Origin of the sequence: Pseudomonas sp. P867 (assembly GCF_019891455.1) — a bacterium.
In the GTDB taxonomy this organism is placed as follows: Bacteria; Pseudomonadota; Gammaproteobacteria; order Pseudomonadales; family Pseudomonadaceae; genus Aquipseudomonas; species Aquipseudomonas synxantha_A.
The window spans coordinates 90,098-103,047 of record NZ_JAFLXB010000002.1 but is presented as its reverse complement, the minus strand read 5'-3'; the positions used below and the strand labels follow the sequence as shown (position 1 = coordinate 103,047).

Genomic DNA, 12,950 nt, shown 5'->3' with positions numbered 1-12,950 from the left:
GCCATGTACGAATCGATGATGAAAGTGATCACCGGGTACGGATTGATCAGTGGTTTTGCCGTGATCGGCCTGACCATGTGGGTTTCCTACTGGATCTCTGACACTTTTACCAAAGGCCGCCTGCATGGCTCGGCCATTGCCATTCTGTTGGGCCTGGTGTTGTCGTATGTGGGAGGCGCTTTTACTGGCGGCTCCAAGGGCGTGGTGGATATTCCACTGTTGTCAGGCATTGGCCTGTTGGGCGGCGCGATGCTGCGGGACTTCGCTATTGTAGCCACGGCGTTTGGCGTGAGTGTCGATGAGTTGAAGCGCGCCGGATACGTCGGCGTGCTGGCTCTGTTTGTCGGTGTGGGCTCGTCGTTTGTTGCCGGGGTAGGGGTGGCAATGGCGTTTGGTTATACCGATGCGGTGAGCCTCACCACCATCGGCGCCGGTGCCGTGACCTATATCGTTGGCCCGGTTACCGGGGCGGCGATTGGGGCCAGTTCCGAGGTGATGGCGCTGTCGATTGCCGCAGGGTTGATCAAGGCTATTTTGGTGATGGTAATGACACCGTTCGTGGCCCCGCTGATCGGGCTGAACAATCCACGTAGTGCGGTGATCTTCGGTGGCTTGATGGGCACTTCCAGCGGCGTGGCGGGCGGGTTGGCGGCGACTGATCCGAAGTTGGTGCCTTATGGGTGTTTGACCGCGGCGTTCTATACAGCGCTGGGGTGTTTGTTGGGGCCGTCGTTGTTGTTTTTGGTGATGAGGGGGTTGGTGGGCTGACTGGGGATTTTCGCTGTCTGGTCTGGCGCAATCGGGGGCAAGTCGAATCGTCGCACCGCCCCTCCCACATTTTGACCGCATTCTCAGGTTGGAATGCGGTCAAGTGTGGGAGGGGCGGTGCGACGATTCGACTTGCCCCCGATGGCATTCTCAAGCCTGGCGATTGGCATACATCCGACACTCCGCCAACAACGCCAGCAGGTTCGGGTCACGCTCCTTGGCCTTCAAGAACACCACGCCGATCTGCTGCTGCAACCGATACCTGGGTTGCAGCGGTATCAGCTTCACGCGGTTCTCATACACCGCCGCAATCCGCCCAGGCAGCAGCGCATAACCCACCCCCGAGCTGACCATGCTCAGCAAGGTAAATATATCGTTCACCTGCATCGCCACCTTCGGTTCGAACCCCGCCTGCTTGAACACCCGGTTGCCGTCCTGATGCGTGGCGAAGCCCTGGGTGAGGGTGATGAAGGTGGCGTCGCGCACGTCGGCCAGGTCGATTTCCTGATGACGGTCCAGGGGGGAATCGGCCGGTGTGGCAAGGAAGATGTCATCGCTGAACAGCGCGATCTGCTCACAGTCCGGATCGGTGGCGTGATCGTCCAGAGAGATGAGGATCGCATCCACCTCCATGTTCTTGAGCTTGTAGAACAGGTCGAAATTGGAGCCCAGGATCAGGTCGATATTGAGTTCGCTGCGGCGGATCTTCAGGCCCATGATCAGTTGCGGCACGGTCTTGACCGTCAGCGAGTACAGCGAGCCGAGCTTGAAGCGTTCGGCGCAGAAGCCGGCGGCTTCGCGGGTCAGGCGCACTCCCTCGACCACATCGGCTATCAGCTTTTGCGCACGCTCTTCGAGCACGTAGGCGCTTTCCAGCGGGGTGAGGTTGCGCCCTTCATGCTTGAACAGCGGGCAGCGCAAGGCACTTTCCAGGGAGTGGATGGCGCGGTGCACGCTGACGTTGCTGGTTTTCAGTTCGGCGGCGGCGCGGGCCAGGTTGCCGGTGCGCATGAACGCCAGGAAGATTTCCAGCTTCTTGAGGGTGAACTCTTCGTCGATCAGCATGGCCGTGGGCTCTTGTTCGATTGCGCTCGATTGTGCCTGCAAACGCAGCCCTCGTCGCTGGAACGTCACACGCTGCTTGCACTCTTATGCGCAAGGCTGGAGGCTTGCCGCCAGTCGTCAACGATGAGGGGAGGTTAACGATAGATGTATCACGGGGAACGGTTCAACGCCTGGAGCCATTTGCTCGGTGCAGTCGCGGCGTGTATTGGCGCCGTGTGGATGTTGGTGGTGGCGAGCCTGGACGGCAGCCCCTGGAAGATCGTCAGCGTGGCGATTTATGGCTTTACCCTGATGGTGCTGTACAGCGCGTCGACCGTCTACCACAGCGTGCGGGGGCGGCGAAAAGAGATCATGCAAAAGGTCGATCACTTTTCGATCTACCTGTTGATAGCCGGCAGCTACACACCGTTCTGCCTGGTGACTCTGCGCGGGCCCTGGGGCTGGACGCTGTTCGGGATTGTGTGGGGGCTGGCGGTGATCGGCATCCTGCAAGAGATCAAGCCGCGCTCGGAGGCGCGGATTCTGTCCATCGTGATCTACGCGGTGATGGGCTGGATCGTACTCGTGGCAGTCAAGCCGCTGATAGCGGCGCTGGGCACGGCAGGGTTTATCTGGTTGGCGTCGGGCGGCGTGTTGTACACCGTGGGCATCATCTTTTTTGCCCTGGAAGATCGCCTGCGCCATTCCCATGGGATCTGGCATTTGTTTGTGATTGGCGGCAGCCTCCTGCATTTTGTGGCGATCATGCATTACGTGCTCTGAATGTGGGAGGGGGCTTCGGTGGTATTAGAGACGTGCCAGTAGCTCACAGGCACGAATGCCGAAGATCTGCAGCAGCTTGGCGAGCATATGCGGCGGTGGTTCATCGCCACGGGTCAGGGCGTAGAGGGTGATCGGCAGGGGTGGCGTGAGGGTGCGGATGCAGGTGGTTGCCGTCGATGCGCCGAGGGCGGTAAAGGGGTCAATGACCGTCAAACCGGCGCCGGACTCCACCATCGCCCGGGCCAGGGAATAGGTTTGTACCGAGATGGTCACGCGTGGCGGTGGATCGACGTTCTCCAGGTAGCTGTCCAGCTTGGTTGCCAGCGGATCAGCACTGGAAAGCCCGATCAATGGCGCGCCCGCCAGTTCGCTCAGCGGCAATGGCTGGTTGATTTCAGCCGCCGACCAATAGCCCTTGGACGCCAATGCAACCAGCACACCATTGGCCAGCACCTGGGTGGTCAACCCAGGATGGCCGGAAAAGTTGAGGGTCAGCGCCAGGTCGATTTCGCGCATCAGCAGCTTCTGGACCAGCTCACGGCTATGGTCGCTGGACAGCTCGCAAGCCATGTCGGGGTATTCGCGCTTCCATTCCAGAATCGCCGGAGGCAGCAGCGACAAGGCCAACGCCGGAATCGCACCAATGCGCACGCTTTGCCCTGGGGCGCGGCGCAGGCTCTTGGCTAGACGCCTTACACCTTGCAAGCTCTCGGTGACTTTCTCGACTTCGCTTTCCAGTGCCAGGGCTTCCGGCGTGGGCTGCAATTTGCCGCGCACCCGCAGAAACAGCGCAAAGCCCAGCTGCAATTCGGCGTGCTGCAACACTTTGGTCACCGCTGGTTGCGAGACGTGCAGCAACTGCGCGGCAGCACTGATCGAGCCAGTCTGGCGAATGGCCTGGAAGATTTCGATATGACGCAAGCGCATGGCAAGTCCATAACCTTTGTTTATAGGTGACCCATCTTTATTCATTGTCGGTGGCCTGTCACCTGCGCCTACGCTTGGTCTTCAGTTAATCAACGGTCGGGGGCTGGGATGGCCAGGCAGGTTTGCATCATCGGCGGTGGGGTTATCGGCTTGGCCAGTGCTTATGCTTTGGTACGGGCTGGCCATGAGGTAACGGTGATCGACGCCCGCGATACCTTGGGCAGCGAAACCAGTTTCGCCAACGGTGGGCAGTTGTCCTATCGCTATGTTGCGCCATTGGCCGACGCGGGCGTGCCGCTGCAAGCGATTGGGTGGCTGTTGCGCGGCGACTCGCCGCTGAAGCTGCGCCCACGGCTTGACCTCCAGCAATGGCGCTGGATGGCCGCGTTCATCGGTGCCTGCCGGGGCTCGGTAAACAAGCGCAACGCTGCCCACTTGCTGCGGCTGGCGAGCCTGAGTCAAGACACCTTGCAGCAATGGCGTGTCGATGATCGCCTGGACGGCTTCGACTGGCGGCGCAACGGCAAGCTGGTGACCTTTCGCAATGCCGAGACGTTTGAGCGTGTACGCAGCAAGGTCACTGACGTCCTTCAGCAGCAGGTGCTGTCTGCGGTGGATTGTACGCACCTGGAACCGGCGTTGGCGGCAGGTGGGTTTGTCGGCGGCATCTATACCCCGAATGAGGAAGTGGCGGACTGTCATGCTTTTTGCCAACGGCTGGCAGCTCGGTTAAAGGCTTCAGGGCGTTGTACATTTTTGCTGGGTCGCAAGGTTACCGGGATTCGTCACGCCGACGGTGCGGTGCAGGCCATCGAAATGGGCCATGACGTGATGCCGGTCGAACAGTTGGTGCTGGCTGCCGGGCATCGCAGCGCCGAGTTGGCGTTGCCGCGCTTGTCGCTGCCGCTGTACCCGCTCAAGGGCTACAGCCTGAGCGTGCCGATCGGCGCTCAGCACAAGGCGCCGAACGTGAGCATCACCGACTATGACCGCAAGATCGTCTACGCGCGCATTGGTGAGCAACTGCGGATCGCGGCCATGGTGGATATTGTCGGCTTTGATGCGCGTCTTGAGCCCAAGCGCCTGGCCTTGATAAAGCGCCAGGCGCTGGAGACGTTTCCTTTGGCCGGTGACTACGCCCACGCGGTCGAGTGGGCCGGTATGCGCCCGGCAACACCGACGGGCGTGCCGTTGATCGGTGCCAGCGCCTACCGCAACTTGTGGCTGAACCTGGGGCATGGCGCGCTTGGTTTTACCCTGGCCTGTGGCAGTGGCCAGCTATTGGCTGAGTTGATCAGCCAGCATGTTCCTTCCATTGATATGCAGGGCCTGGCGCCCCGCGCCGCTTGAGGATGCAGCCATGACTATCACCCGAATCAACAGCAACGAGCGTCTTAGCGCTGCCGTGACCTTCAAGGATTTGGTGTTTCTCTCGGGCCAGGTACCGGGCGATGGCCAGGACGTAGCCAGCCAAACCCGAGAAGTGTTGGCCAGGATCGACGCGCTGTTGGTCGAGGCGGGCAGTGACAAAGATCACCTGCTCAACGCGACGATTTACCTGAAGGACATCAGTACCGGTTTTAAGCCGATGAATGAAGCCTGGTCTGCATGGCTTTCGCCAGGCATGGCGCCCACCCGTACCACCCTGCAAGCAGAGCTGGCGCGACCGAGTGTACTGGTGGAAATCAGCGTGATTGCAGTACGTAAATAACCGATCTACCAACGGAGAATAACAATGAAAAAAATCCTGTTGACCGGCTGCGCTCTTGGACTATTTTTGAGCGCAAACGCCCATGCGACCGAAGCGCCTCTGGAGGGCACCTTGAGCAAGATCGCCAGCGCCAAGGCCATCACCCTGGGGTATCGCGATGCGTCGGTGCCGTTTTCCTACATTGGGGATAACAGTGGCAAACCGATGGGCTACTCGGTGGACCTGGCGAGCAAGATTGTCGAGCGCATCCAGCAGAAAATCGGGGTGAGTGAGCTCAAGGTGAAGTACAACCTGGTGACTTCTCAAACCCGTATTCCGCTGGTGCAGAACGGCACCGTCGACCTGGAGTGCGGCTCCACCGGCGTGACCGCCGAGCGGCAGAAGCAGGTAGCATTCTCCTACGGGTTCATCTACGTGAAGGGGCAGTTGCTAACGGCCAAGGACAGCGGGATCAAAGGCTTTGCCGACCTCAAGGGCAAGAACGTGGTGACCACTGCCGGCACCACCAATGAACGCTTTCTCAAAAGTTACAACGCTGAACACAAAGCCAATATGTTCGTGATCAGCGCCAAGGACCATGGCGAAGCGTTCAAGATGCTCGAGACCGGCCGTGCGGTAGCGTTCTATATGGATGATGCGTTGCTTTACGGCGAGCGCGCCAAGGCCAGGGACCCGCACCACTGGGTGGTGGTGGGCGAGGAGCAGTCGCGGGAGATCTACAGCTGCATGGTGCGCAAGGACGATCCGCAGTTTCTCGCCGTGGTCAACGAGACCTTGGGTGATCTGTACCGTTCGGGAGAGATCAACGGGATTTACCAGCGCTGGTTTGAGCAGCCGATCCCGCCGAAGGGCCTGAACCTGGAATTCCCGATGACCAGCGAGTTGAAGGCGATCATTGCCAAGCCGGTGAGTGATCCGGTGGAGTGATCGCTCCGTTTAGAAATCACCCCAGAGTTGCTGGGCGACCGACAGAGCCACCACGGGCGCGGTTTCGGTACGTAATACCCGTGGCCCCAACCGCGCAGCATGGAAGCCAGCGCCTTGGGCGGTGTCGACTTCGCCGTCGGTCAAGCCACCTTCCGGCCCGATCAGAAACGCCAGGCTCGAAGGCTTCGCGTGACTGATCATCGGCTCGGCGACTGGGTGCAGTACCAGTTTCAGGTCGGCTTCAGTTTGCTTCAGCCAGTCGGCCAGCAACACCGGTGCGTGAATCACCGGCACCGTTGAACGCCCACACTGCTCGCACGCGCTGATGGCAACCTGACGCCAGTGCAGCAGGCGTTTGTCGGCGCGTTCGTCCTTGAGGCGCACTTCGCAGCGCTCGCTGAAGATCGGTGTGATCGCATTGACGCCCAGTTCAGTGGCCTTCTGGATCGCCCAATCCATGCGCTCACCCCGGGACAGGCCCTGGCCGAGGTGGATATGCAGCGGCGATTCATCTTGGCCCGCAAATCTTTGCGTCAGTTGCACGGTGACGCGTTTTTTACCGACTTCCAGCAGCGTGCCACTGAACTCCTGGCCAGAGCCGTCGAACAGCTGCACGGCATCGCCTTCACCCATGCGCAACACACGGCTGATGTAATGCGCCTGGGCTTCAGGAAGTTCATGATCGCCGAGGCTCAGCGGGGTGTCGGTGAAAAAGCGGGACAGTCTCATTTCTGTTCTCTGAAGAGGTGTATGTAGGAGCGAGCTTGCTGTGGCAAGTCGGTTCTTACAGGGGTTGGTATCAACCCGGGTCACGAAAGCCAGGATGGAAATCTTTCGGCACAGCCACACTGACGTTGCTGTTAGTGGCGATATCAATCCCCTCGCTGGCCACTTCGGCCAGGAAGTCGATCTGCTCCGGTGTAATCACATAGGGCGGCAGGAAATACACCACGCTGCCCAGTGGCCGCAACAGCGCGCCGCGCTCCAGTGCGTGTTCGAATACCTTCAAGCCACGGCGTTCCTGCCACGGGTAGGCGGCCTTGGTGGCTTTGTCCTGCACCATCTCGATCGCCAGCACCATGCCCGTCTGGCGCACTTCCGAAACGTGAGGATGGTCCACCAGGTGCGCGGTGGCGGTCGCCATGCGCTGGGCCAGGGCCTTGTTGTTTTCGATGACGTTGTCTTCTTCAAAGATATCCAGCGTCGCCAAGGCTGCCGCGCACGCCAGCGGGTTGCCGGTGTAGCTGTGGGAGTGCAGGAAGGCGCGCAGGGTAGGGTAGTCGTCGTAGAAGGCACTGTAGACATCTTCGGTGGTGACCACGGCGGCCAGCGGCAAGTAGCCGCCGGTGAGGGCCTTGGACAGGCACAGGAAGTCCGGGCGGATGCCGGCTTGTTCACAGGCGAACATGCTGCCGGTGCGGCCGAAGCCCACGGCGATTTCGTCGTGGATCAAGTGCACGCCGTAGCGGTCGCAGGCTTCGCGCAGCAGCTTGAGGTACACCGGGTGGTACATCCTCATGCCGCCGGCGCCCTGGATCAGTGGCTCGACAATCACTGCGGCAACGGTATCGTGGTGGTCAGCCAGGGTCTGTTCCATGGCGAGGAACATGTTGCGCGAGTGTTCTTCCCAGCTCATGCCGTCGGGGCGCAGGTAGCAATCGGGGCTCGGCACTTTGATGGTGTCGAGCAGCAGCGCCTTGTAGGTCTCGGTAAACAACGGCACGTCGCCTACCGACATCGCGGCGATGGTTTCGCCGTGGTAGCTGTTGGTCAGGGTGACGAAGCGCTTCTTGTTCGGCAGGCCGCGGTTGAGCCAGTAGTGAAAGCTCATCTTCAATGCGACTTCGATACAGGATGAACCGTTATCGGCGTAGAAGCAGCGCGTCAGGCCTTCAGGCGTCATCTGCACGAGGCGCTCGGACAACTCGATCACTGGCTGGTGGCTGAAACCGGCGAGGATCACATGCTCCAACTGATCGACCTGGTCCTTGATGCGCTGGTTGATGCGCGGGTTGGCGTGGCCGAACACGTTGACCCACCAGGAGCTGACGGCGTCGAGGTAGCGTTTGCCTTCGAAGTCTTCCAGCCATACGCCTTCACCGCGCTTGATCGGGACCAGCGGAAGTTGCTGGTGGTCTTTCATCTGGGTGCAGGGATGCCACAGCACCGCGAGGTCGCGTTGCATCCACTGGTTGTTCAAGCCCATCGGTGATCTCCTCAAAGCGATCCTGCGGCGCGCGCAGGCGAAACAATCGCGCAAGCCTATGCAATGGTGGCGCGTGTCACAAGCCATTGTGGGGCAATTGGCGGTAAATGCAGGACGGTCTGTCGCGTTTCTTGGGAATAGTCTTAATCCCTTGTTAATTTATGATACCTAGCCTCTTCATCGTATTTCTCGATATTTCAAAGCGAAATTTTCCGCTTTAATTCGATAGGTAAAACGCTAGTCTTGGGCACAGTTCTTACGGGATTAAGTACATGCAGCTACGCAATTCTCCCGCCCGGTACGGCTGGGTCAGCATGGTTCTACACTGGGGCGTCGCCTTGGTGGTGTTTGGTTTATTCGCATTGGGCCTGTGGATGGTCGGCCTCGACTACTACAGCGCCTGGCGCAAAGATGCGCCCGACTTGCACAAGAGCATTGGCATCACGCTGTTTGCCATCATGCTGGTGCGTATCGTCTGGCGTCTGGTCAGCCCGCCGCCACCGCCGCTGGCCAGCTATAGCCGTATGACGCGGATCGGTGCTGCATTTGGCCATGCGTTCCTGTATGTGGGGCTGTTTGCCGTGATGATTGCCGGTTACCTGATTTCCACCGCCGACGGTGTCGGTATTCCGGTGTTTGGCCTGTTTGAAATTCCTGCCGTGGTTTCCGGTCTACCGGACCAGGCAGACACAGCCGGTTGGGTGCATCTGTACCTGGCCTGGGTGTTGGTGGTCTTCGCCGGTTTGCATGGCGTGGCTGCATTGAAACACCACTTTATCGATCGTGATGCGACCCTGACACGAATGCTGGGGCGCAAAGCCTGATGTTCAACCTCGACTCACAAGGAATAGAAAGCATGTTGAAAAAAACACTCGCTGCGCTGGCAATCGGTTCTGCTCTGCTGTCCGCAGGTTCGGCGATGGCCGCTGACTACGTGATCGACAAGGAAGGCCAGCACGCCTTCGTCGATTTCAAGATCAGCCACCTGGGCTACAGCTACATTACCGGTACCTTCAAGGACCTGGACGGCAAGTTCAGCTTTGACGCCGCCAAGCCGGAAGACGCCAAGATTGAAGTTAACGTGCGTACTGCCAGCGTGTTCTCCAACCACGCCGAGCGCGACAAGCACGTCAACAGCAAGGACTTCCTGGAGTCGGGCAAATTCCCTGATGCCAAGTTCGTCTCCACCAGCGTCAAGCCAACTGGCAAAAATGCTGATGGCAAGCTGACTGCTGATGTGACCGGCGACCTGACCTTCCACGGTGTGACCAAGCCGATCCTGGTCAAAGCCACGTTCCTGGGCGAAGGCAAGGATCCATGGGGCGGCTACCGTGCCGGCTTTGAAGGCACCACCAACATCAGCCGCAAGGAATTCAACAAAGACGGTATGGACGTAGGTCCACAGTCTGACAACGTTCAGCTGTACATCACGTTTGAAGGTGTGAAAGCGAAGTAATTTTCGCCGCGCATAAAAAATGCCCTGCATCGAAAGATGCGGGGCATTTTTTTGGCTGGGGATTCGTGTTGCCTAGCCGGCCTCATCGCAGGCAAGCCAGCTCCCACAATTGAAATGCATTCCCTTGTGGGAGTGGGCTTGCCCGCGATGGCGTTGTAACAGTCAACGCCTATGGCTTTGGAACTCAGCGGTTGCGGGTCAGCAGCGCCGGTTTCTCACCACGAGGACGGCCTGGCAGTTGGTCCAACTGCTCGGGTGTCGGGAAGCGATCAGCTTTCGACTCCTTGTGGATGATCTTCGGCGCCGGGCCACCACGCGGGTTTTGCACCGCTGGCTCGGACAGGCGTGGCTGGTCGTCACGGGCCGGGCGGCGGTTGTTGCTGCGCGAATCTTCGCGACGCGCCTGGCCGTCACGCGGTGCACCATTACGCGGGCCGCTGCGCTTGGCAGGCGGAGTACCGGTGCTGCCGCCGCTGCTGTTGCGCGGGCCGTTCTGGCGACCGCCCTGAGGCTGGCCGCCACGGGGAGCACCCGCACCGGCGCCTTGTGCCGGGGCACCTGGACGACGGCCACGGCCCTGGGCCGGCTTGGCCTGGGGCACGTAGTCGACGCGGTTACCAAAGTTATCCACATCGTCGTCGAGGAACTCGTCCGGGGCACGGTCAGCGGCGGCGCGTGGCGGCTGGCTCGGCTGGCGCTGTTCGCGGGCCGGGGTGCCTTCACGTGGCTTTTGCTCACGGGCCTGGCGTTCACCTCGGCTGCTGGTGGCGGACTTTTCCTTGCCCTTGTCCTTGCCTTTGTCGCGACGACCACCGCCACCACCGCCGCCGTTCGGGCCATCGCCCTTCGGACCGCGTGGGTTGCGCGGGTTACGCACATCCGGACGCTCGCGGGCTTCAGGTTTCTCGGCCTCCACGGCGCTGGCATCGAAGCCCATCAGGTCGCCGTCGGCGATTTTCTGCTTGGTCATGCGTTCGATGCTTTTCAGCAGTTTTTCTTCGTCCGGTGCGACCAGGGAAATGGCCTCGCCCGAACGACCGGCACGGCCAGTACGGCCGATACGGTGCACATAGTCTTCATCGACGTTCGGCAGCTCGAAGTTGACTACGTGTGGCAACTGGTCGATATCCAGGCCGCGGGCGGCGATATCGGTGGCGACCAGGATGCGCACAGTGCCGGCCTTGAAGTCGGCCAGGGCTTTGGTGCGAGCGTTCTGGCTCTTGTTACCGTGGATGGCAACAGCGGTGAGGCCGTGTTTGTCCAGGTACTCGGCCAGGCGGTTGGCGCCGTGCTTGGTGCGGGTGAAGACCAGCACCTGTTCCCACGCGCCGTGGGTGATCAGGTGCGCCAGCAGCGAGCGCTTGTGGCTGGCGGCGAGGCGGAATACGCGTTGCTCGATACGCTCGACCGTGGTGTTCGGTGGCGTGACTTCGATGCGCTCCGGGTTGTGCAGCAGCTTGCCGGCCAGGGCCGTGATGTCCTGGGAGAACGTTGCCGAAAACAGCAGGTTCTGACGTTTGGCCGGCAGGCGTGCGAGGACCTTTTTCACGTCATGGACAAAGCCCATGTCGAGCATACGGTCGGCTTCGTCCAGCACGAGGATTTCCACGTGGGACAAATCGACGCTGCCCTGGCCGCACAGGTCGAGCAAACGACCCGGGCAAGCGACCAGTACGTCAACGCCACGGGACATGGCCTGAACCTGTGGGTTCATGCCGACGCCGCCGAAGATGCAGGCGCTGACGAACTTCAGGTCGCGGGCGTACAGCTTGAAGCTGTCGTGGACCTGGGCTGCGAGTTCGCGGGTAGGGGTCAGGACCAGTACACGCGGTTGGCGCGGGCCGTGACGCTGGGATTTGTCCGGGTGACCGTTGGGAAACAACCGCTCCAGAATCGGGAGGGCGAAACCACCGGTTTTACCGGTACCTGTCTGAGCCGCGACCATCAGGTCGCGACCTTGCAACACGGCGGGAATGGCCCGCTGTTGCACCGGAGTAGGCTCGGTATAGCCCGCTGCCTCGATGGCGCGGACTAAAGCCTCGGAGAGACCGAGGGAAGCAAAGGACATGAGTAATCCTGTTTTAGTTAGGGCTTGGCCCAAAGGGATAATCTTGCCGGGCGTGAATGGCGCTTAGGGGAGCGCAATCCCGTCCGGTCCTGCTGTGTCTGGCGGGCACTCCACCGGCTCGCGCGGGCTGCAAAGCTGCGCAGTAGCTGGGTTGGGTGCCTTTTTCAAGACCCGAGCGGCCGGGCGTAAGCCTGGCGGAAAGGCCGGAGTATAACAGAGCAATCACGGCGCGCTGCTTTCCTGCTGCTCAACGGCGTGTCCGGAGGCTGATATCGGGGAGGTTTGAGCCTGCATCCCACCATATTTGGCGCTCAAGGCGGCATAGGCCGGCTCTTGCTTGAAGCGCTTGAGCTCGGCGGCAAAGCGCTGTACCAACAGGTCCATGCCGGCTCCACGGCGCACCGCGAGAAATTGTTGTTGGCGGCTGACCACCACTGCCGCCTGGCTGACTTTGCCCTCAAGGCCCAGCGTCTTGATGATGTGCTGCCCCACTCGCCGGTCAGTCACGACCATGTCGATGCGCCCGAGCATCAGCTTGCCGAAATTGGCTTCATGGCTGGGGGCAGGCTCGCGCTCGAATGCGCTGGACCCACTGAATGTCTCGCCATAGAGGTAGCCGGGCGAGATGCCGACAGTCAGGCCACGCAGCTCATCGAGGGTTGTGGCGGGGTGAGGGCGATCATTGGCGTAGAACAGGACGAATTCGACTTCCGACAAGGGTTCACTGGGGTAGAGCAACTGGGCGTCGCGTTCATGGCTGTGGAAAATATCCAGCGCGCCATCGGCGTGACCCTGCTCGAGCATCGCCAGGCAGCGCTTCCAGGGCAGGAATTGCCATTGCACTTCCACGCCCAGACGTTGGAACACGGCCACTGTGGTTTCGTAATCCAGGCCGGCCCTGGTGCCGTTATCGTCGTAGACATAGGGCGCCCAGGGCTCGGTGACAATGCGCAGTTTCTCGCCATGAGCGACCAGGCTCAGGCAAGAAAAAAGCACGGCGGTCAGTAGCTTGAAAATGGCGGGCATACCTTGAGGTTACGACGCTCCCGACAGAAAGAGA

General features: G+C 60.5%; 13 protein-coding genes. 7 read left to right on the top strand and 6 right to left on the bottom strand.

The window, feature by feature from the left end; genetic code table 11:
- Positions 1–3: 3 nt before the first annotated feature.
- Complete coding sequence (gene madM, locus J1G33_RS03940) at positions 4–768, top strand: malonate transporter subunit MadM (protein ID WP_032881185.1); 765 nt, start codon at positions 4–6, stop codon at positions 766–768.
- 150 nt (positions 769–918) lie between these two features.
- On the opposite strand, the gene J1G33_RS03935 is transcribed toward madM, so the two are convergent.
- Positions 919–1,833 (bottom strand): LysR substrate-binding domain-containing protein, encoded by a 915-nt coding sequence (locus J1G33_RS03935; RefSeq protein ID WP_223017724.1) that lies wholly within the window; start codon positions 1,831–1,833, stop codon positions 919–921.
- 144 nt (positions 1,834–1,977) lie between these two features.
- On the opposite strand from J1G33_RS03935, the gene J1G33_RS03930 reads away from it, so the two are divergent.
- Positions 1,978–2,595 (top strand): hemolysin III family protein, encoded by a 618-nt coding sequence (locus tag J1G33_RS03930; protein WP_005792233.1) that lies wholly within the window; start codon positions 1,978–1,980, stop codon positions 2,593–2,595.
- Positions 2,596–2,619: 24 nt separating this feature from the next.
- Here J1G33_RS03930 and J1G33_RS03925 read toward each other — a convergent pair whose 3' ends face one another.
- Entirely contained in the window at positions 2,620–3,522 is a 903-nt protein-coding gene (locus J1G33_RS03925; RefSeq protein ID WP_032878961.1) for a LysR family transcriptional regulator, read from the bottom strand.
- Between the two features lie 108 nt (positions 3,523–3,630).
- Between J1G33_RS03925 and J1G33_RS03920 the strand changes: the two genes are divergently transcribed.
- From J1G33_RS03920 to J1G33_RS03910, 3 genes are read left to right on the top strand one after another with little or no spacing between them, the layout of a single operon-like run.
- Positions 3,631–4,872, top strand: coding sequence for a D-amino acid dehydrogenase (locus J1G33_RS03920; protein ID WP_223017723.1), 1,242 nt, complete (start codon positions 3,631–3,633; stop codon positions 4,870–4,872).
- Between the two features lie 10 nt (positions 4,873–4,882).
- Positions 4,883–5,233, top strand: coding sequence for a RidA family protein (locus tag J1G33_RS03915; RefSeq protein ID WP_223017722.1), 351 nt, complete (start codon positions 4,883–4,885; stop codon positions 5,231–5,233).
- A gap of 24 nt (positions 5,234–5,257) precedes the next feature.
- Positions 5,258–6,160, top strand: a complete 903-nt coding sequence (locus tag J1G33_RS03910; RefSeq protein WP_078822546.1) for a transporter substrate-binding domain-containing protein — start codon at positions 5,258–5,260, stop codon at positions 6,158–6,160.
- 9 nt (positions 6,161–6,169) lie between these two features.
- Here the strand turns inward: J1G33_RS03910 and J1G33_RS03905 are convergent, their stop codons facing one another.
- Together J1G33_RS03905 and J1G33_RS03900 are read right to left on the bottom strand one after the other, a co-directional pair.
- Positions 6,170–6,889: a 16S rRNA (uracil(1498)-N(3))-methyltransferase gene (locus J1G33_RS03905; RefSeq protein WP_223017721.1), complete on the bottom strand. Its 720-nt coding sequence runs from the start codon at positions 6,887–6,889 to the stop codon at positions 6,170–6,172.
- Between the two features lie 70 nt (positions 6,890–6,959).
- Positions 6,960–8,366, bottom strand: a complete 1,407-nt coding sequence (locus J1G33_RS03900) for an adenosylmethionine--8-amino-7-oxononanoate transaminase (protein ID WP_216090424.1) — start codon at positions 8,364–8,366, stop codon at positions 6,960–6,962.
- 272 nt (positions 8,367–8,638) lie between these two features.
- Here J1G33_RS03900 and J1G33_RS03895 point away from each other — a divergent pair, with 272 nt between their 5' ends.
- Both J1G33_RS03895 and J1G33_RS03890 read left to right on the top strand, forming a co-directional pair.
- On the top strand, positions 8,639–9,190 hold the full coding sequence (locus J1G33_RS03895; protein WP_034116206.1) for a cytochrome b: 552 nt from the start codon (positions 8,639–8,641) through the stop codon (positions 9,188–9,190).
- 32 nt (positions 9,191–9,222) lie between these two features.
- A complete protein-coding gene (locus J1G33_RS03890) occupies positions 9,223–9,822 on the top strand; it encodes a YceI family protein (protein ID WP_014720298.1) in 600 nt (199 codons plus the stop codon).
- A gap of 184 nt (positions 9,823–10,006) precedes the next feature.
- On the opposite strand, the gene J1G33_RS03885 is transcribed toward J1G33_RS03890, so the two are convergent.
- Both J1G33_RS03885 and J1G33_RS03880 read right to left on the bottom strand, forming a co-directional pair.
- Positions 10,007–11,890, bottom strand: a complete 1,884-nt coding sequence (locus tag J1G33_RS03885) for a DEAD/DEAH box helicase (RefSeq protein WP_223017720.1) — start codon at positions 11,888–11,890, stop codon at positions 10,007–10,009.
- Between the two features lie 222 nt (positions 11,891–12,112).
- On the bottom strand, positions 12,113–12,916 hold the full coding sequence (locus tag J1G33_RS03880; RefSeq protein ID WP_148854552.1) for a transporter substrate-binding domain-containing protein: 804 nt from the start codon (positions 12,914–12,916) through the stop codon (positions 12,113–12,115).
- Between the last annotated feature and the right edge of the window lie 34 nt (positions 12,917–12,950).

What these genes read in the sequence shown, in the direction of transcription:
- madM (WP_032881185.1), top strand. Translation starts at nt 4, where the DNA reads ATGTACGAATCGATGATGAAAGTGATCACCGGGTACGGATTGATCAGT.
- J1G33_RS03935 (WP_223017724.1), bottom strand. Translation starts at nt 1,833, where the DNA reads ATGCTGATCGACGAAGAGTTCACCCTCAAGAAGCTGGAAATCTTCCTG.
- J1G33_RS03930 (WP_005792233.1), top strand. Translation starts at nt 1,978, where the DNA reads ATGTATCACGGGGAACGGTTCAACGCCTGGAGCCATTTGCTCGGTGCA.
- J1G33_RS03925 (WP_032878961.1), bottom strand. Translation starts at nt 3,522, where the DNA reads ATGCGCTTGCGTCATATCGAAATCTTCCAGGCCATTCGCCAGACTGGC.
- J1G33_RS03920 (WP_223017723.1), top strand. Translation starts at nt 3,631, where the DNA reads ATGGCCAGGCAGGTTTGCATCATCGGCGGTGGGGTTATCGGCTTGGCC.
- J1G33_RS03915 (WP_223017722.1), top strand. Translation starts at nt 4,883, where the DNA reads ATGACTATCACCCGAATCAACAGCAACGAGCGTCTTAGCGCTGCCGTG.
- J1G33_RS03910 (WP_078822546.1), top strand. Translation starts at nt 5,258, where the DNA reads ATGAAAAAAATCCTGTTGACCGGCTGCGCTCTTGGACTATTTTTGAGC.
- J1G33_RS03905 (WP_223017721.1), bottom strand. Translation starts at nt 6,889, where the DNA reads ATGAGACTGTCCCGCTTTTTCACCGACACCCCGCTGAGCCTCGGCGAT.
- J1G33_RS03900 (WP_216090424.1), bottom strand. Translation starts at nt 8,366, where the DNA reads ATGGGCTTGAACAACCAGTGGATGCAACGCGACCTCGCGGTGCTGTGG.
- J1G33_RS03895 (WP_034116206.1), top strand. Translation starts at nt 8,639, where the DNA reads ATGCAGCTACGCAATTCTCCCGCCCGGTACGGCTGGGTCAGCATGGTT.
- J1G33_RS03890 (WP_014720298.1), top strand. Translation starts at nt 9,223, where the DNA reads ATGTTGAAAAAAACACTCGCTGCGCTGGCAATCGGTTCTGCTCTGCTG.
- J1G33_RS03885 (WP_223017720.1), bottom strand. Translation starts at nt 11,890, where the DNA reads ATGTCCTTTGCTTCCCTCGGTCTCTCCGAGGCTTTAGTCCGCGCCATC.
- J1G33_RS03880 (WP_148854552.1), bottom strand. Translation starts at nt 12,916, where the DNA reads ATGCCCGCCATTTTCAAGCTACTGACCGCCGTGCTTTTTTCTTGCCTG.